Annotated in this window: 15 protein-coding genes; 8 read left to right on the plus strand and 7 right to left on the minus strand. The window is 74.8% G+C overall.

The genetic code is table 11. The annotated features are described in order from the left end of the window. From Q7A36_RS13050 to Q7A36_RS13065, 4 genes are all read left to right on the plus strand, one after another. A partial coding sequence (locus Q7A36_RS13050) for a LysR family transcriptional regulator (protein WP_305104140.1) occupies window positions 1-897 on the plus strand: 897 nt, incomplete at its 5' end. A gap of 96 nt (window positions 898-993) precedes the next feature. Beyond that, window positions 994-1,485, plus strand: a complete 492-nt coding sequence (locus Q7A36_RS13055) for a VPLPA-CTERM sorting domain-containing protein (protein WP_305104141.1) — start codon at window positions 994-996, stop codon at window positions 1,483-1,485. Between the two features lie 87 nt (window positions 1,486-1,572). Then, window positions 1,573-2,964 (plus strand): dihydroorotase, encoded by a 1,392-nt coding sequence (locus tag Q7A36_RS13060; RefSeq protein ID WP_305104142.1) that lies wholly within the window; start codon window positions 1,573-1,575, stop codon window positions 2,962-2,964. Window positions 2,965-2,967: 3 nt separating this feature from the next. After that, on the plus strand, window positions 2,968-3,915 hold the full coding sequence (locus tag Q7A36_RS13065; protein WP_305104143.1) for an N-carbamoyl-D-amino-acid hydrolase: 948 nt from the start codon (window positions 2,968-2,970) through the stop codon (window positions 3,913-3,915). A gap of 9 nt (window positions 3,916-3,924) precedes the next feature. On the opposite strand, the gene Q7A36_RS13070 is transcribed toward Q7A36_RS13065, so the two are convergent. After that, window positions 3,925-4,833: a DUF1186 domain-containing protein gene (locus tag Q7A36_RS13070; protein WP_305104144.1), complete on the minus strand. Its 909-nt coding sequence runs from the start codon at window positions 4,831-4,833 to the stop codon at window positions 3,925-3,927. 72 nt (window positions 4,834-4,905) lie between these two features. Between Q7A36_RS13070 and Q7A36_RS13075 the strand changes: the two genes are divergently transcribed. Next, window positions 4,906-6,303, plus strand: a complete 1,398-nt coding sequence (locus Q7A36_RS13075) for a carotenoid oxygenase family protein (protein ID WP_305104145.1) — start codon at window positions 4,906-4,908, stop codon at window positions 6,301-6,303. Window positions 6,304-6,549: 246 nt separating this feature from the next. Here the strand turns inward: Q7A36_RS13075 and Q7A36_RS13080 are convergent, their stop codons facing one another. Together Q7A36_RS13080 and Q7A36_RS13085 are read right to left on the minus strand one after the other, a co-directional pair. Next, window positions 6,550-6,870: a hypothetical protein gene (locus Q7A36_RS13080; RefSeq protein ID WP_305104146.1), complete on the minus strand. Its 321-nt coding sequence runs from the start codon at window positions 6,868-6,870 to the stop codon at window positions 6,550-6,552. A 104-nt stretch (window positions 6,871-6,974) separates the two neighbouring features. After that, the gene (locus Q7A36_RS13085) at window positions 6,975-8,402 is read right to left on the minus strand and encodes an alkaline phosphatase family protein (RefSeq protein WP_305104147.1); all 1,428 of its coding nucleotides are present in this window, start codon (window positions 8,400-8,402) and stop codon (window positions 6,975-6,977) included. A 113-nt stretch (window positions 8,403-8,515) separates the two neighbouring features. Between Q7A36_RS13085 and Q7A36_RS13090 the strand changes: the two genes are divergently transcribed. Beyond that, window positions 8,516-9,322, plus strand: a complete 807-nt coding sequence (locus Q7A36_RS13090) for a class I SAM-dependent methyltransferase (RefSeq protein ID WP_305104148.1) — start codon at window positions 8,516-8,518, stop codon at window positions 9,320-9,322. 110 nt (window positions 9,323-9,432) lie between these two features. Here the strand turns inward: Q7A36_RS13090 and Q7A36_RS13095 are convergent, their stop codons facing one another. The 4 genes from Q7A36_RS13095 to Q7A36_RS13110 all read right to left on the minus strand — a co-directional run bounded on the left by Q7A36_RS13095 (window position 9,433) and on the right by Q7A36_RS13110 (window position 14,521). After that, complete coding sequence (locus tag Q7A36_RS13095; RefSeq protein WP_305104149.1) at window positions 9,433-10,419, minus strand: Bug family tripartite tricarboxylate transporter substrate binding protein; 987 nt, start codon at window positions 10,417-10,419, stop codon at window positions 9,433-9,435. A gap of 545 nt (window positions 10,420-10,964) precedes the next feature. After that, a complete protein-coding gene (locus tag Q7A36_RS13100; RefSeq protein ID WP_305104150.1) occupies window positions 10,965-13,430 on the minus strand; it encodes a cation-translocating P-type ATPase in 2,466 nt (821 codons plus the stop codon). A 24-nt stretch (window positions 13,431-13,454) separates the two neighbouring features. Continuing rightward, the gene (locus Q7A36_RS13105; protein WP_305104151.1) at window positions 13,455-14,150 is read right to left on the minus strand and encodes a CBS domain-containing protein; all 696 of its coding nucleotides are present in this window, start codon (window positions 14,148-14,150) and stop codon (window positions 13,455-13,457) included. 269 nt (window positions 14,151-14,419) lie between these two features. Continuing rightward, window positions 14,420-14,521, minus strand: a complete 102-nt coding sequence (locus tag Q7A36_RS13110) for a zinc-binding dehydrogenase (RefSeq protein WP_305104323.1) — start codon at window positions 14,519-14,521, stop codon at window positions 14,420-14,422. On the opposite strand from Q7A36_RS13110, the gene Q7A36_RS13115 reads away from it, so the two are divergent. Then, window positions 14,474-15,058 (plus strand): TetR/AcrR family transcriptional regulator, encoded by a 585-nt coding sequence (locus Q7A36_RS13115; protein WP_305104152.1) that lies wholly within the window; start codon window positions 14,474-14,476, stop codon window positions 15,056-15,058. The genes Q7A36_RS13110 and Q7A36_RS13115 overlap by 48 nt on opposite strands. Before the next feature lie 79 nt (window positions 15,059-15,137). Beyond that, window positions 15,138-16,535 (plus strand): dipeptidase, encoded by a 1,398-nt coding sequence (locus tag Q7A36_RS13120; RefSeq protein ID WP_305104153.1) that lies wholly within the window; start codon window positions 15,138-15,140, stop codon window positions 16,533-16,535. The last annotated feature ends 167 nt before the right edge of the window (window positions 16,536-16,702 follow it).

The raw sequence follows: 16,702 nt of genomic DNA on the forward strand, positions 1-16,702 counted from the left end.
GCGCATTTCCTCGCCGTGGCGGAGGAAGGCCATTTCGGCCGTGCCGCCGCGCGGCTCGGCCTCTCCCAGCCGCCGCTCTCGGCGCAGATCCAGGCGCTCGAGGCCGAGCTCGGCGTGAAGCTGCTGGAGCGGACGAGGAAGGGCGCCCGCCCGACGCGGGAGGGCGAGGCACTGCTGCCCGTCATCCGCCGCCTCGCCGAGGATGCCAAGCAGGTCGAGGTGCTCGCGCGCGAGCTGCGCGCGGGGCGCCAGATGCCGATGGCCCTGGCCTGCGTCACCTCCGCCCTCTTCGACTTCCTGCCCCCCCTGGTCCGGGCGCTGCGCGATGCGCAGCCGGACGCCGCGATGGCGGTGCAGGAGATGGACACGGCCGATGCGGTGGAGGCGCTGCGCCGCGGCGAGGTGGACTTCGCCCTCGCCCGGCTCGACCGCGACCGCCTGCCGCTGCGCGTCCTGCCGCTGGGCCGCGACGCGCTGGTCGTGGCGCTGCCGGAGGGCCATGCGCTGCTGGGCCGGCCGGGGCCGCTGCCGCTCTCGGCGCTGGCGCGGGAGCCGCTGATGCTGCTGCCGCGCAGCATCAGCCCGGCCTATTTCGACGCGCAGGTCAGCGCCTGCCGCGCCGCGGGCTTCGAGCCCGTGGCGGTGCGCGAGGTCAGCTCGGCCATGGCGCAGCTCGCCTTCGTCGCGGCCGGGCTCGGCGTCGCGCTGGTCAGTTCCGGCATGGCGGTGCTGCGGCCGCCCGGCGTCGGCTTCCGCGAGCTCGCCGGGCCGGTCGCCAGCGTCGGCGTCGCGCTGGTCTGGAACGGGGAGCGGGAGAGCGAGGCGGCGCGGCTCGCGGTCAGCGTGGCGCGCGGGCTCTTCGCCGCGGGCCATGGCGAGGCCGCCGCGGCCGGGTGAGGCCGGACCAGGAATATTGGATAATCGTTTCCAACCAGGTTGTATCAACCGCGGTTTGTGGCCAGGATGCCGGCGCAACGATTTCGGAGCATCCTCGTGTCCGCCTCGCGCCTCGCGCTCCTCCTCGCCGCCGGCCTGGCCATCGCCGCGCCCGCCGCGGCCGGCACCATCACCTATCAATTCGAGGGCCTCTGCACGGCGTGCAGCACCGCCGCCGGCCACGACGTCTTCGCCCGCGCGACCCTGACCCTGCAGGACAGCTACGTGCTCGGCGACCCGCTCGCGCCGTCCTTCGTCTCCTTCCACTACGACGGCACCAACCTGCTCGGCGCCTTCACCATCACGCCCGTCGACAGCACCCCGGTTCTCGGCCATTTCGAAACCATCCCAGGCCCGGCGCTGATGTCGATCGACGACAGGTACGGCAACTACTTCGAGACCCGGCTCACCGGTGTCTGGGACGCAGGAGGTTCCGCGGCCGTGTCCGGCACCCTCGGTACCTGGTCCGCCGTGCCGGAGCCTGCCGCCTTCACCCTGCTGCTCGGCGGCCTCGCCGGCCTCGCCGCGACCCGCCGCCGCAAGGCCTGACCGCGACGCGCGACGCAGCCGGCCCCGGGGGCTGGCCTCCGGCCGCATCGCGCTCCACCTTGGCGGCTCTCCAGCAGGAAGAGTCGCATGCCAACCGCCAGCCCCTTCGACCGCGTCATCCTCGGCGACCTCGTGCTGCCCGATGCCGTCCTGCCCGGCGGCTACGTGGCGGTGCGCGGCGAGACGATCGCGGCGATCGGCCAGGGCGCGCCGCCACCCGCGCGCGAGACGGCCGACCATAGCGGCCGGCTGATCCTGCCGGGCCTGGTCGACGGGCACATGCACACCTCCTCCTCCACGGGCTGGCCGGGGATCGAGGGCGCCTCCCGCTCCGCCGCCGCCGGCGGCGTCACCACCTGCGTCGACATGCCCTACGACGTGCCGCGGCCGGTCACCGACGCGGCGATCCTCCACGAGAAGATCGACTGGGTGAACCGCCTGTCGCATGTCGACATGGCGCTCTACGGCACCATCACCAAGGCCGGCGGCGTGGAGGCCATCGCCGGCCTCGCCGAGGCGGGGGCCTGCTCCTTCAAGCTCTCCACCTATGAATACGACGCGGTGCGCTTCCCGCGCATCGACCACCCGACCATGCTGGCCGCCTTCCGCGAGATCGCGAAGACCGGCCTGATGTGCGCCATCCACAACGAGGATCAGGAACTCGTCCTGCGCCTGACGGAGGAGGCCAGGGCCGCCGGCCGCACCGACCCGATCATGCATGCCCGCACCCGCCCGCCGCTGGCCGAGAGCATGGCCGACCTCGAGATCTTCGAGATGGCGCTGGAGACCGGATGCCATGTCCATATCGCGCACAGCTCCATCGCCCGCGGCTTCGAGCTGGCGGAGGTCTTCCGCCGCTCCGGCGCCAGGACCAGCGGCGAGGCCTGCATCCAGTACCTCTGCATGACGGAGGAGGACCTGGTCCGGCTGGAGGGCTTCGGGAAGTGCAACCCGCCCTTCCGCACCGCGGCCGAGGTGGAGCGGATGTGGGCGGCGTTCGCCGCCGGCCAGGTCGCCTATGTCTCGACCGACCACGCGCCCTGGCCGCGCGAGCGCAAGCTCTACACGGGCGACATCTTCGCTCCTGGCGCCGGGCTGACGGGCATGCAGAGCTTCGCGCCGCTGATGTACAGCCTGCTGGCGGAGCGCGGGCTGCCCCCGAGCCTGATGGCCCTCTACTGCGCCGAGCGGCCGGCGCGCTTCCACGGCCTCTACCCGAGGAAGGGCGCCCTCCGCATCGGCTGCGACGCCGATCTCTGCGTGCTGGAGCGGGGCGACTTCACCTTCGACGCCAGCGACATCCGCGACCGGGAGGATGCACGCTGGTCGCCCTATGACGGCCGGGCGATGAAGGCCCGCGTCGCCGCCACCTTCCTGCGCGGCGCCTGCATCTGGGACGGGCGGGAGGTGCTGGCGGAGCCCGGCACCGGCCGCTTCGTCCCGCGCCAGCACCGCGACAGCGTCCTCGGAGAGGCCTGAGCCATGTCCCGCATCCTTCGCCTCGCCGGCGCCCAGATGGGCCCCAACCAGCGCGCCGACAGCCGCGCCGCCATCCTCGCCCGCATGGTCGCGCTGCTGGAGCAGGCGGCGGCGCAAGGGGCGAAGCTGGTGGTCTTCCCCGAGCTCGCCTTCACCACCTTCTTCCCGCGCTGGCCGATGGACTGCGACAGCCCGGAGTTGCTCGGCTGCTTCGAGGCGGCGATGCCGAACCCGGCGGTGCAGCCGCTCTTCGACCGCGCCCGCGCGCTCGGGGTCGGCTTCTATGTCGGCTATGCCGAGCTGACGCCGGACGGGCAGCGCTTCAACAGCGCCATCACCGTCGGGCCGGGGGGCGAGATCCTCTTCAGGTACCGCAAGGTGCACCTGCCCGGCAGCGACGCGGTCAAGCCCGGCCAGCGCTACCAGCAGCTGGAGAAGATGTACTTCGAGTACGGCGACACCGGCTTCCCCGCCGCGCGCGGCCCGGCGGGATGGGGCTCGCCGGTGCTCGGCATGCTCATCTGCAACGACCGCCGCTGGCCGGAGGGCTGGCGCGTGCTCGGCCTGCAGGGGGTCGAGCTGGTCATGGTCGGCTACAACTCGGCGGCCTACGACCCGAACGGCGGCGAGAACGAGAGCGCCGAGCTGCGGACCTTCCACTCCACGCTCGCGGCGCAGGCCAATGCCTACATGAACGCGACCTGGGCGGTGGCGGTGGCGAAGGCGGGCGACGAGGACGGCGCCGGGCTGATCGGCGGCTCCTGCATCGTCGATCCCAACGGCATCGTGGTGGCGCAGGCGAAGACGCTGGGCGACGAGGTGATCGTAGCCGATGTGGACTTCGACGCCTGCCGGCAGGGCAAGGAGAAGATGTTCAACTTCGCGGCGCACCGCCGGCCGCAGTGGTATGGCATGATCACCGAGCGGGTGGGCGCGGTCCCGCCGGGCTGACGCAGCGCCTCAGGCCGGCATGCAGCACTTCTTGAACTTCTTGCCGCTGCCGCAGGGACAGGGGTCGTTGCGGCCGACGCCGCGATAGGGGTTCACCGCGGGCTGCTGCACCCAGGCATCGGGATCGCGCGCCGGCAGGCCGCGGGCGCGCAGCCGCGCCCGCTCCGCCTCCTCCCGCTGGCGCATCCGGTGCCATTCGTCGAACAGCGCCGGCACGTCCTCCACGGGATGCACGCCCAGCCGCTCGAGCAGCGCCATCCGGTCGGCGCCGGGCTCGGTCGCCTGCCGCAGGTCGGATTCGAAATCCTCGAATCCCATGAAGCTCGCGTCGATCCGCCCCTCGCGGAACAGCGCTTCCACCGCCGGTCGCAGCGCCTCGATCCCCAGCACCGCGACAGCCTGCTGCCAGCCGACCCAGACCATGTCGGGGACCTCGGCCTGCGCCAGCAATTGCGCATGCAGGTCCCGCAGCAGCGGCTCCGCGCCCGGCATCGGCAGCCGGCCCTGCAGATGCAGCAGCGTGATGGCGTCCAGCGCAGCGTGCCGCACGTATTCGTCCGCCGTCGGCTCCAGCGCGAGCGCCCGCAGCCGGGCCAGGTCGCCATCGAAGCATTGCGCGAGGATTGAACCAAAATCCTGCGTTATTCCGTCACCGATTGCCGCCTCCAGCGCGTCGTTGTCACGCGCAAGGTGACAGAGGGCAGGAAAGGCCCGCCGCTCCCGCTTCTGCGCAGCAAGGTAAATCGCATGGAAGGCTATGCGCGCCGCGGCGTCCGAGCGGTCGCGACCCTCGGCATAGGAGTCCAGCACCTGCAGCAGGTGGGGCGCGGCCTCCTCCCAGCGATCGAGCGTGGCGCGCATCGCCTCGCCCGGCGGGCCCTGGTCCGGATCGGCGAATTGCCGCCAGGGTTCCAGCATGTCCTCTCCTCCCTCGCCGCGGGCCTGCCGAACCGCGCTAGCATGGGCGGGTCCGGGGCAGGAGCCGCGTATATGGAGGACGGCCAGTATTTCTTCGAGCGGGGCAACTTCGCCCCGATCGCCGAGGAGCACGATATCGGCGACCTGCCGGTCACCGGCGAGATCCCGCGCGGCCTCGACGGCACGCTGTTCCGCAACGGGCCCAACCCGCAGTTCGCGCCGCCCGATCCGGCGCGGCACCACTGGTTCCTCGGCGACGGCATGGTGCATGCCTTCACCCTGCGCGACGGCCGCGCGCGCTGGCGCAACCGCTGGGTCCGCACCGACAAATTCCGGGCGGAGCGCGCGGCGGGCCACGCGCTCTCCGTCGGCTTCGGCGGCGGCCGCGCCATCGGCGTGCCGGATACCGGCCTCGCCAATACCTCCCTGGCCTGGCATGCCGGGAGGCTGCTGGCGCTGGAGGAGGCGCACCTGCCCTTCGCGCTCGACCCCGCGACGGTCGAGACGCTCGGCGTCGAGGATTTCGGGGCGCTCTCCGGCCCCTTCACCGCGCATCCCAAGGCCGATCCCGCGACCGGCGAGCTGGTCTTCTTCGGCTATTCCGCAGGCGGCCCGCTGAGCCCGGTGATGAGCTGGGGCACGCTCTCGGCCGCGGGGCGCGTGACACGGCTCGAGCACTTCCCGGTCGCCTTCTGCGCCATGGTGCACGACTTTGCCGTCACCGCGCGGCACGTGCTCTTCCCGCTTATGCCGCTGACCGGCAGCCTCGGCCGCGCCATGCGCGGCGGCCCGCCCTTCGCGTGGGAGCCGGAGCTCGGCGGGCAGGTCGGCCTGCTGCGGCGCGACGCGGGCGTCGCCTCGCTGCGCTGGTTCCGCGCGGAGTCCTGCTTCGCCTTCCATGTGCTGAATGCCTGGGAGGACGCAGTGGGCCGCGTGCTGGCCGATGTAATGGAATTCGCCGCGCCGCCGCTCTTCCCCCGCGCCGACGGCACGCCGAGCCGGCCGGAGGAGACGCAGGCGCACCTCACCCGCTGGACGCTCGACCCGGCGGCGGGGACGGATGCCTTCCGGCGGGAGAGGCTGGACGACATGACCGGCGAGTTCCCGCGTCTCGACGAGCGGCGCGCCGGGCTGCCGAACCGCCACGGCGTCTTCGTCGGCCAGTCGCCGGCGGTGCGGCGCGACCTCGCGCTCGACACGCTGGTCTGGTGCGACCTGGCAAACGGCGGCCGCGCGCGCTTCACGGTGCCGGAGGGCGACGCGCTGTCGGAGGCGGTCTTCGTCCCGCGCGACGCCGCGGCGGCGGAGGGCGATGGCTGGCTGCTGACGGTCGCCTGGCGCGGCGCGGAGAAGCGCAGCGAGGTGCTGGTGCTGGACACGCAGGATGTCGCGGCCGGGCCGGTGGCGACCGTCACCCTGCCCGGCCGCGTGCCGCATGGCTTCCACGGCGCCTGGGTGCCGGGCGTCTAGCGCCCCGCATGGCGGCGCAGGGCTTGCGCCGCCATGCGGCCATCCACGCGGTGCTCCGGCCCGGGCCGGAGCGTCGGTCCCTTTCCGCCGCCCGGGCACGGCGCGGGCCCGGGCGGATCGATGCATGCCGGCCCGCATGGATGCTGACCGGTCCGGCGTCCTGATCGGCGCGCAGCCGCCGCATCCCCGGCGCACTGCGCCGACCCGCGCGCGAGGCCGGCGCGGGCAGGCTCCGGCGGCGCTTCCTTAACGGCGGTTCTGCGACGGGACAGGCATCGCGCCGCCCTCGCCGGAAGCGCGCGGCACGGCATTGCCGCCCGCCGCGCTGTCCGCGGGCGGATGGCCATGCGCCTCCTCCCGCTCCCGCGCGCCGGCCCGGCCGCTCCCCGGGGCACCGGGGCCGGAGGGCCCGCTCTTTACCGAAAGCTCCGTGCAGGCCTGCACGCTGCCGTCGCGGCAGGCCTTGTCGAGCGCGGCAAGGTCGCCGCTGGCCTTGGGGTCCACGCCCTGGGCGAGGACCGGCGTGGCGAGCAGGGCCGCAGCCGCGGCCAGCAGGATGGGGCGCATGGGTCGTTCCTCCGCTGGCGGCGCTTCCCCGCACGGGTCGCCGCCTGCGGCGGAGAACGGCGGCCCGCGCGGCGCGTTCCGCCGTTGCCGCTCGCCTCGCGCGATCAGCCGGCCCGGCGCAGCGCCGTCGGGTAGAGGCGGCCGCCCGGGGCGGCCCGCATCGCCTCGAGCAGGAAGCCACCGGGCAGGTCCAGCATCTCGCGCAAAGGCTCCGCATCGGCGGCGGCGTCGAAGGCGGCGCGCAGCGGGCGGCCCTCCATGCCCTCGGTCGGCATGCCCAGCATGTGCAGCACGGTCGGCGCGATGTCGGTGAGGTCCGCGGCCTCCTGCGCCACCGCCCCGGCGCGGACGGGGCCGCCCTGCATCACCAGCACCGTCGCCAGTTCCGCCCGGTGCAGGCCGCCATGCATGCCGCCGCCCTCCGGTACGTCCGGCGTGTCGAAGCCCGCGGTGCCGGGCAGGCCCCAGGCATCCGGCCCCTCCCCGCCGGCGAAGGTCACGACCAGGTCGGCGCTGCGGGCATGCGCGCTGCCGAGCGCGGCCAGCGGAAAGGCGCGGCCGGGCGGCAGGATGGCGGGGTCGCGCGCCAGCAGCGGGCCGGCCCAGGCCTGCGCGGCGAGCCAGTCCGCGACCTGCGGCGCCAACGCCGCATCGCGCAGCCAGAGGCCGGGCGCGGCGGCGGGCGCGACGACGATGTCGGTCCCGGGCGCCAGCCCCTCGCCCGCGCGGAAGCCGGCGCGGCAGAGGTCCTCGCGCAGGCTGCGCTTGCCCTGGCCCGTGACATGGCCGTGGTCGGAGAGCACGAGGATCGCGATCTCCGCCGCATCGGGCTGCGCGTCCCGCCAGGCGACGACCTGGCCCAGCACCGCATCCGCGGCACGCAGCGCCGCCAGCGTCGCCGCATGGCCGAGGCCCAGATAGTGGAAGGCGATATCGGGCTCGGAGAGCCAGAGCAGCGCCACATCGGGGCGGAGCACGGGCAGCACATGCTCCAGCAGCACGCGGCCGGCGAAGGCCACGCGGGCGGTGTTCGGCACGCCGGCGGGCGGGGTCGGGCCGAAGCGCTCGCGCATCGCGGCGGCGGTCGTACCCTCCACGTCCTCCACGTTCCAGCGAAAGCTGCCGAGCCGCTCGGCGGCCGGGTGCAGCAGATGCGCCGCGCCATGGGTGCCGGCGCTGACCAGGGCGAAGCTGCGGCCGGCGGGCGCCAGGCGCTCGGCCAGCGAGGGGCGCTGCAGCGGGCTCTCCCGGCCCTGCGCCATGGCCAGCACGTCGGTGACGAACTTGGTGCGCAGCAGCCGGTCCGGCGCGACCGCCGCGTCGAAGACGGTGTTCGCCACCATGCCATGCCCACCCGGGCGGCAGCCGGTGATGAGGGAGGGCGTGGCCACCCGCGTCTCGGAGGGGAAGACGCTGCGCGCATGGGCGAAGCGGGTGCCGCGGGCGGCCAGCGCGCAGAGATGCGGCGTCAGGGCGGGTGTCGCCATGTCCGGCCGCAGCCCGTCCAGCGCGACCATGATGCAGCGGGTCATCGGCGCGTCCTCCCTTGCCGCCGCACCATGCCGCGCGGTCTCGTGTGCCGCCAGGGTTGGCGCAACCGCCGGCAGCCGGGCTTCAAACCGGCATGGCGACGAAGGAGGGCAGGATGGCAGGCGACGCGGGCTTCACCGGCTCCATCCCGGAGATCTATGACCGCTGCCTCGGCCCCGGCATGTTCGGGCCGCATGCCGCCGCGGTGGCGCACCGCCTTGCCGACCTGCAGGCGGGCGCGGTGCTGGAGGTGGCGGCGGGCACCGGCATCGCCACCGAGGTGCTGGCGGCGGCGCTGCCCCCGACGGTCGCCATCACCGCGACCGACCTGAACCAGGCCATGCTCGACCACGCCGCGCGCAAGCCCGGCCTCGCGCGCGTCGCCTTCCGGCCGGCCGATGCGCAGGACCTGCCCTTCCCCGATGCCAGCTTCGATGCCGTGGTCTGCCAGTTCGGCGCCATGTTCTACCCGGACCGAAGGCGCGCCCATGCCGAGGCGCGGCGCGTGCTGAAGCCGGGCGGACGCTACCTGCTCAGCCTCTGGGACCGGCTGGACCTGAACCCCGTGGCGGCGCTGGTGCAGGAGGTGGTGGCGGCGCTCTGGCCGGCGGACCCGCCGGGCTTCATAGGCCGCACGCCCTTCGGCCATCACGACCCTGCGGTGCTGCGGGCCGATCTCGCCGCCGCCGGCTTCGGCGAGATCCGGATCGAGTCCGTGCCGGCAACCTGGCCGGCGCCCTCCCCGCACGCGCCGGCGATGGGCTATTGCCAGGGCTCGCCGCTGCGGACGGAGCTGGAGGCGCGGGATCCGGCCGGGCCGGCGCGGGCGACGGAGGCCGCGGCGCGGGCCATCGCCGCCCGCTATGGCGAGGGCGCGACCGAAACCCCGATCCAGGCGCTGATTGCCGAGGCGCGGGCCTGAGGCGCGCCGATGACCGAAGGGCCGGATGGCCCAGAGGTCTGAATCGGCTCGCTTAACATACAAGGCGGCGCGGGCGGCCTGGGCGCCCGCCGAGCGCCGCCGCCATCCGCCTACTCCACCCGGATATCGGCCTTGCGGATCACCGGCTCCCAGCGGCGGCTGTCCTCCTCGATGATGCGCGACACGGCGGCGCCATCGGCGAAGCTCGCCTCGATCCCCCGCGCGGCCAGCGCCGCGCGGCCTTCCGGCGTGTCCACCGCCTGGCGAGCGGCGGCCTCGAGGCGCTGGCGGATGGGCTCCGGCAGGCCGGCCGGGGCGAGGACCGCACCCCAATTGTCCACGGCATAGCCGGGCAGGCCGGCGGCCTCGGCCACCGTCGGGATGCCCGGCATCAGCGGGCTGTCCTGGCCGGCGAGATTGCCGAGCGCGCGGAGGCGCCCGGCCTTGACCAGCTCCTCCACCGCCGAGAGGGGGGCGGAGACCAGCTCCACCTCCCCGCTCACGCAGGCGGTCACGGCCGGGCCGGTGCCGCGGTAGTGCACATGCGTCAGCTTGCCGCCGGACATGGAATCCATCAGCTCGGCGCTCACATGGGTGATGGTGCCGAGGCCGGGGGTGCCGTGGTTGAGCAGGCCGGGCTGGCGGCGGGAGATCTCCACCACCTCCCGCAGGTCCCTCGCCTGCAGCTTCGGGCCGCCGCAGATCAGGGTCGGCGCCAGCGCCACCTTGGCGACCGGGACGAGGTCCCGCTTCAGGTCGAAGGGCAGCTTCGCATAGACGAACTGGTTCACCACGATCGTATTGAAGACCGTGACGAGGGTATAGCCATCCGGCGCCGCCTTCGCGACCGCCTCCGTGCCGATGTTGCCGCCGGCGCCCGAGCGGTTCTCCGGCACCACGGTCTGGCCAAGCGCATCGCCCATCCGCTGCGCGAGCAGGCGGCCGAGGATGTCGCTGCCGCCGCCCGGCGGAAAGGGGATCACCATCCGCAGCGGACGGTTGGGGAACTCGCCCTGGGCGAGCGCCGGGGCGGCGAGCGGGCCGAGGGAGACGGGAGCGGCAAGCGCGAGCAGGGCGCGGCGGGTGGGGTGCGTCATGGCACCGCCGTGATGGCCGAGGGTGGCGAGACGGGCAAGCCGTGGGGCAGCAGGGCGGGCTGAGTCCGGTGCGGACCTTTCGGCGGCAAGGCCTTGATCAACCAGGCAGCCTGGGCGTGGACGGTGAGACATTTTAGGAATATTAGCGTTTTGCGGAGAGGCGGCTTGCGGGATTCGGACAAAGCTGCGGGGGCAATTGCGGCGGCTTCGGGGCACGGAGCCAGGAGGACGGCGCCGCAGGGTCCGGCGGGGGTGGAGCGGCAGGGCGCGGACGGGCCGCCCGGCGGCCGGGGCGGGAGGACCCTTCGGGCAGCGCGGTGCAGGGCAATGCGCGGCATGTCGAGCGGACCCCTTCGTCACCGGCGCAGGATAGCGCAACGAGCGGACCGCAGAGAAGATAATTTTCCTAGACCGGTTCCAGGCCCCCCCTCACCGCGACGCGCATGCACCGGGTGGACGCGACCCGCGTCCGACCTCCGCCGCCTCGCCGGAAGGTCGCCCGGCAGCGACGCCGGCGACGGGGGCCGGATCGGCAGCGTGCCGCGTCACCGCCGGGGCAGGGCATTCCGGAGCCGCTTCCCCGCCTCGAGGATCAGCAGCACGGCCGCGCCATTCGCCAGCGCCAGCCCCGCCTGCCAGGCTGCGAAGCCTTCAAAGCGAAACAGCGCCGCGACGGGCGGCACCACCAGCACCAGGGCCAGCAGGAGGCCGACGGTGCCGAGCACCGCCAGCAGCACCGGGTTCGGCCGCGCCAGCGCGACCAGTGGCGAGGCGCTGAAGGAGCGGTTCACCAGGATCAGCGCCACCAGCGCCGCGACCAGCGCGGTGAAGGCGATGGCGCGCAGCGCCGGCTCCGGCAGCCCCGCCCCCCAGGCCCAGAGATAGAGCACGCCGGTGGTGGCGAAGGCCACGACGCCCTGGACCACGCCCCAGGCGATCAGCCCCGGCGCCAGCAGCGCCGCCTGCGGATCCTCCGGCGGGCGGCGCATGACATCGGCCTCCTCCGGCTCGGCCTCGAAGGCGAAGGAGCAGACCGGGTCCACCACCATCTCCAGGAAGGCGATGTGCAGCGGCCCCAGCACCGGCGGCAGGCCGAAGGCCAGCGGCAGGAAGGCCATGCCGGCGATCGGCACGTGCAGCGCGACGATGTAGCCCATCGCCTTGCGGAGGTTGTCGATGATCCGGCGGCCCAGGCGTATGGCGCGCAGGATGGCGCCGAAATCGTCCTCCAGCAGCACCGCCGCCGCAGCCTCCCGCGCCACGTCGGTGCCGCGCGCGCCCATGGCGACGCCGACATGCGATGCCTTCAGCGCCGGGGCGTCGTTCACCCCGTCGCCGGTCATCGCCACCACCTCGCCGGCCGCCTTCAGCACCTGCACCAGCCGCAATTTCTGCTCCGGCAGGACCCGCGCCAGGATGGCGGCGGAGCCCGCGCGCGCGGCGAAGCCCGCCGCGTCCAGCCCTGCCAGCTCGGCCCCCGTCACCACCGGCGCGGTGTCGAGCCCCGCCTCGGCGGCGATGGCGCGCGCGGTGTCCGGATGGTCGCCGGTGACGATCACCACCCGGATGCCGGCGGTGCGGCATTCCGCCACCGCCTCCGGCACCTGCGGCCTGAGCGGGTCGGCCAGGCCGACCAGGCCGCGGAAGACGAGGCCCGCCTCTTCCAGCCGCGCCGGCAGTCGCGCCGGCTCCAGCCCCGCCGCCTCCGCCACGCCCAGCACCCGCAGTCCGCGGGCGGCCAGCGCCGCGGCGGCGGCGGCGATGCGCTCCGCGACGGCGGGTGGCGGGGCGCAGAGCCGCAGGATGGCCTCCGGCGCGCCCTTGGCCGCCAGCCGCGCCCCCGAGCCCGCGGCCCAGGCGCGACCCATGGCCGGCAGGTCCGGACGCAGCCCGTAGTGGCGGAGCGGCGTGCCGCCCGCGGCCTCCGGCGCCGCCTGCCGCAGCGCCACCTCCATGGCGTCGAAGGGCGAGTCCTCGCTGGCGTCGGCGGCGAGCCGCAGCAGGCCGGGCCCGTCCAGCGGCGGCTCCGGCTGCCCCAGCGCGACGGCCATGCGGTTGCGGGTCAGGGTGCCGGTCTTGTCGGTGCAGAGCACGGTGGTGGCGCCCAGCGTCTGCAGCGCGGAGGCCTGGCGCAGCAGCACCCCGACCCGGGCGATGCGCCGCGCGCCCATGACGGCGAAGACGGTCAGGACCAGGGGAAACTCCTCCGGCAGCATCGCCATCGCCAGCGCGATGCCGCCGAGCGCCGCCTGCAGCCAGTCCCCGCGCAGCAGGCCGGTGAGCAGGCCGAGGCCGAGGCTCGCCAGCAGCCCGAGCACGGCGAAGCTGCGCACCATCGCCGCGGTCTGCGCCCGCATGCGCGGCGGCTCGCGCTTGATGCCGCCGAGGGCGGCGCCGATCCGGCCGAGTTCCGTCCGCGGCCCGGTCGCCTGCACGACCGCCTCGCCGGTGCCGCGCACGACGAGGCTGCCCGAGAACACCGCGGCAGGATCATCGCCCGGGCGCGGCGGCGCCCCGCTGCCCGGCGCGGCGCCGGCGCGCTTCGCCACGGGAAGGGATTCGCCGGTGAGCAGGGATTCGTCCACCTCGAACGCCTCGGCCGCCAGCAGCCGGGCATCGGCCGGGACGCGGTCGCCCTCGGCCAGGACCAGCAGGTCGCCCCGCACCACCTCCCGTCCCGGGATGCGCCGGCGCTCCCCGTCCCGCACCACCAGGGCACGGGGGGAGGAGAGGTCGCGCAGCGCCTCCAGCGCCCGCTCGGTCCGCGCCTCCTGCGCCACCGCGATGGCGACCGAGAGGCAGGCGAAGACCAGCAGCACCAGCGCCTCGGCCAGGTCGCCGAGGAGGAGGTACAGCGCCCCGGCCCCCAGCAGCAGGGCGAACATCGGCTCCCGCGCCACGTCCAGCGCGACGCGGGCGAGGGAGCGGTGGGCGGCATCGGGCAGGGCATTCGGCCCCTCCCGGCGGAGCCGCGCCGCGGCCTCCGCCGTGCTGAGCCCCCTCCGCTGCATCGCGGTCCTGGCGCGGCCCTGCCGCTAGAGGGAGCCGCGGAGGAAGAAGGGCATCGGCTCGGTCCTGTCCTCGACCGCCGTCACCCCCGGCACCTCCCGCGCCAGCACCTCGAGGCCGCGCTGCACCTCGGCCGAGCGGTGGAAGCCGTAGAAGGTGACCTTGCCCTCCTTCACGTCGGGATAGAGGTAGAAGGTATCGACCCAGGGCTGCTCCCGCATCGCAGCGATGACCTTCCGCAGGATGGCGGTATCCGTCGCCTCGGCGGCGGGCGCCTGGGCGGGCGGATTGAGCACCGCCCGCAGCAGGTCCGCCCGGCTGACGATGCCGGCCAGCTTGCCGTCCCGCAGCACCGGCACGCGGCGGATCTGGTGCCGTTCCATGAGGCGCGCGATCTCGTCGGCGCCCGTATCCTCGCCCACCGTGACCAGGTCGCGGGTCATCACGTCCTCCGCCCTGGCGCCATGCGCCTTGGCGAAGCGGTCCGCCAGCTTCCGGCTATCCCCGAAGAGCGCCAGGAACCAGCCGAGCGGCCCCCGCTTCTCCTCCGCCAGCCGGCGGATCAGGTCGCCCTCGGTCACCAGGCCGAGCAGCTTTCCCTCGGCATCCGTCACGGGCACCGCGGAGATGCCACGGCCGGCGAGTGTCTGCGCCACGGCGCCGACCGGCATCTCCGGCGGCACCAGGACCAGGCTGGTGGTCATCAGGTCGCGTGCTTTCACGCTGTCCTCCCGCATTTCGCGGCAGGCCCCGGCGGCCCCCGCCGGGCGGCAGGATGGTGGCGATGGTGCCCGCCTGCGTTGACACAGCGCAAGTGACACGGCGCCGGAGGACCGCGTCCCACCCATGCCGGTCATCCGCGCCGCCGCCGAGGTCCCGGACGCCAGGCCCGGACGCCAGGGTCGACCTCCGGGCGCCGGATCACCGGGTTGGCTGCGTCGCGGTCGGGCCAGCCTGCGGGCGGCGGTCGCGCCAGGCAGTCCAGGCACCCTCACCCGACCGTCAGCACGATCTTCCCCCGGATATGGCCCTGGCCGGCCCGCGCATGCGCCTCCCGCGCATCTGCGAGCGGGAAGGTGCTGTCGATGGCGATCCGCAGCCTGCCGTCGCCGAGCAGGGCGCCGAGGCCTCGCTGCGCGACGTGGCCCGCCGGGCCGGCGTCGGGCTCGGCACGCTCTACCGCCACGTCCCGACGCGGGAGGCGCTGCTGGAGGCCCTGCTCCGCCGGAGCTTCGATGCGCTGACGGAGCGGGCGGCGGACCTCGAGGCCTCGGGTAGCCCCGATGGCGCGCTGCTGTCCTGGCTGCGGGAGGCCGTCGCGGTCGCGCGCCACTACAGCGGTGTCATCGCCGCCATGGTGGCCGCGATCGCGGCGGAGGAGTCCGCCCTGCACGCCTCCTGCGTCACGATGCGCGCGGCCGGCACCCGCCTCCTCCGCCGCGCCCAGGAGAAGGGCCTGGCGCGGGCCGACATCGACGGCACCGACCTCTTCGGCGTGCTGGGCGCGCTCGCCTGGATCGGTGACCAGCCCTCGCTGGCGTCGCGCGCCGATCACCTCTTCGACGTCATCGCGCAGGCGATCCTGACACCGCCCGCGGGCGGCGATGCCGGGGAGGACCGCCACGCCTGAGCGGCGCTGCCCGGCCCGCATCGCTTCCACACGGCAACGATCCCGGGCTAGCCTTCGCCGTCGAGGCGGGATCGGGCTCATGCAACTCCCCTGGGATGCGCTGGCGACGGGACATGGCCTGCCGCCGCCGGGTGCGACGGTCGAGCTGGAAGGCGTCGCCTTCGCCCCGCAGGACATGCCACGGGGCTATGCGATCCTGCTGCCGGAGGCGGCCTGCTGCCTGGGCTGCCGGCCCGACCCGGCGATGGCGGTCGAGGTCCTCTTCGCCGACGAGGCGCCGGCCGGCCCCGGGCCGCACCGCCTGGCCGGCACCTGGCATGCCCTGCCGGCCGAGGATCCCACGGGCTGGCGCTGGCAGCTTCGCGGCGCCCGCGCGCTGCCCTCCGCCGCGGCGCCGGGCCCCTGGCTGCGGCGGCGGGCGCTGCTCGCCGCCGGGCCGCTGCTCTGCGCCGCCGCGGCCTGCGCCGAGGCGCCGGCCCCCTCCCCGGCGGCGCGGGCGCTGGTGGAGGCGGCCGCGCCCATGGACCTGCACAGCCATGCCGGCCACGTCATCCTCTCCCGCACGCGGCTGCGGCCCTTCGACCCGGTGGCGGCGCCGATGCGCGAGGGCGGGATGCGGCTGATCGCGCTCGCCATGGTCGCCGACAGCCCGACCACCACGGTCACGCCGGACCGCCGGATCGAAGCCTATCGTTCGCCCGCGCCCGGCGAGCTGTACGCGCATTCGAAGGAGGCCTTCGCGCGCCTGGCCGCGCTGGTCGCCGGCCAGGGCCTCGCGGTGGTGACCGACCAGGCCTCGCTGCGGACCGCCCTGCAGCCCGGGGCCGGCCCGTCCGTGGTGGTCGCCTCGGAAGGCGCGGACTGGCTGGAAGGCCGGCTGGAGCGGCTGGAGGAGGCCGTGCAGGCGCACCGCCTGCGGCACCTGCAGCTCGTCCATTACCGGGTGAACGAGTTGGGCGACATCCAGACCGCGGCGCCGGTGCATGAGGGGCTGACCGGCTTCGGCGCGGAGGTGATCCGCGCCTGCAACCGGCTCGGCGTGGTGGTCGATGTCGCGCATGGCACCTACTGGCTGACGCAGCGCGCGGCGGAGGTGACGCAGAAGCCGCTCGTCCTCTCCCATACCGGCCTGTCCGGCCGGCCCGGGCTGCGCAGCCGCTGGATCACGGCGGAGCATGCGCGGCTGGTGGCGGCGACCGGCGGGGTGGTCGGCGTCTGGCCCCTGATGGGGGCGGAGGCGCCGACGCTGCGCGCCTATGCCGCGGGCATCGCCCGCATGGTGGATGCAGTCGGCATCGAGCATGTGGGGATCGGCAGCGACATGCTCGGGCTGCTCGCCACGCCGGCCTTCGGCGACTACCGGGAGACGCCGGCGCTGGCCGAGGCGCTGCTGGCGCAGGGCTTCGCGCCGGCCGAGGCGGCCAGGATCCTGGGCGGCAATTACGCGAGGGTCCTGGCGGCGACGCTGCCGGGCTGAGCGGATCGCCTGCGGGCGGCACCCGGGCAGCACCGCGGCGGGCTTTCCCTCGCATGGCCACGCCGCGCGCTTCGCTGTCCGATCGGCTCCTCCTGCCGGGCCAATGGGCGGCAGGGCCGCCGGTTCGCCCCGTTGCGGCCTCTCCACAGGTCGGGCACAGGCAGCCC

The sequence above is a fragment of the Paracraurococcus lichenis genome (assembly GCF_030657435.1).
In the GTDB taxonomy this organism is placed as follows: domain Bacteria; phylum Pseudomonadota; class Alphaproteobacteria; order Acetobacterales; family Acetobacteraceae; genus Paracraurococcus; species Paracraurococcus lichenis.

Bases quoted from the DNA above. Each gene is read 5' to 3' on its own strand.
- Q7A36_RS13095 (WP_305104149.1), bottom strand. From the start codon at position 10,419: ATGACGCACCCCACCCGCCGCGCCCTGCTCGCGCTTGCCGCTCCCGTC.
- Q7A36_RS13085 (WP_305104147.1), bottom strand. From the start codon at position 8,402: ATGACCCGCTGCATCATGGTCGCGCTGGACGGGCTGCGGCCGGACATG.
- Q7A36_RS13075 (WP_305104145.1), top strand. From the start codon at position 4,906: ATGGAGGACGGCCAGTATTTCTTCGAGCGGGGCAACTTCGCCCCGATC.
- Q7A36_RS13070 (WP_305104144.1), bottom strand. From the start codon at position 4,833: ATGCTGGAACCCTGGCGGCAATTCGCCGATCCGGACCAGGGCCCGCCG.
- Q7A36_RS13060 (WP_305104142.1), top strand. From the start codon at position 1,573: ATGCCAACCGCCAGCCCCTTCGACCGCGTCATCCTCGGCGACCTCGTG.
- Q7A36_RS13100 (WP_305104150.1), bottom strand. From the start codon at position 13,430: ATGCAGCGGAGGGGGCTCAGCACGGCGGAGGCCGCGGCGCGGCTCCGC.
- Q7A36_RS13115 (WP_305104152.1), top strand. From the start codon at position 14,474: ATGCGCCTCCCGCGCATCTGCGAGCGGGAAGGTGCTGTCGATGGCGAT.
- Q7A36_RS13065 (WP_305104143.1), top strand. From the start codon at position 2,968: ATGTCCCGCATCCTTCGCCTCGCCGGCGCCCAGATGGGCCCCAACCAG.
- Q7A36_RS13120 (WP_305104153.1), top strand. From the start codon at position 15,138: ATGCAACTCCCCTGGGATGCGCTGGCGACGGGACATGGCCTGCCGCCG.
- Q7A36_RS13080 (WP_305104146.1), bottom strand. From the start codon at position 6,870: ATGCGCCCCATCCTGCTGGCCGCGGCTGCGGCCCTGCTCGCCACGCCG.
- Q7A36_RS13090 (WP_305104148.1), top strand. From the start codon at position 8,516: ATGGCAGGCGACGCGGGCTTCACCGGCTCCATCCCGGAGATCTATGAC.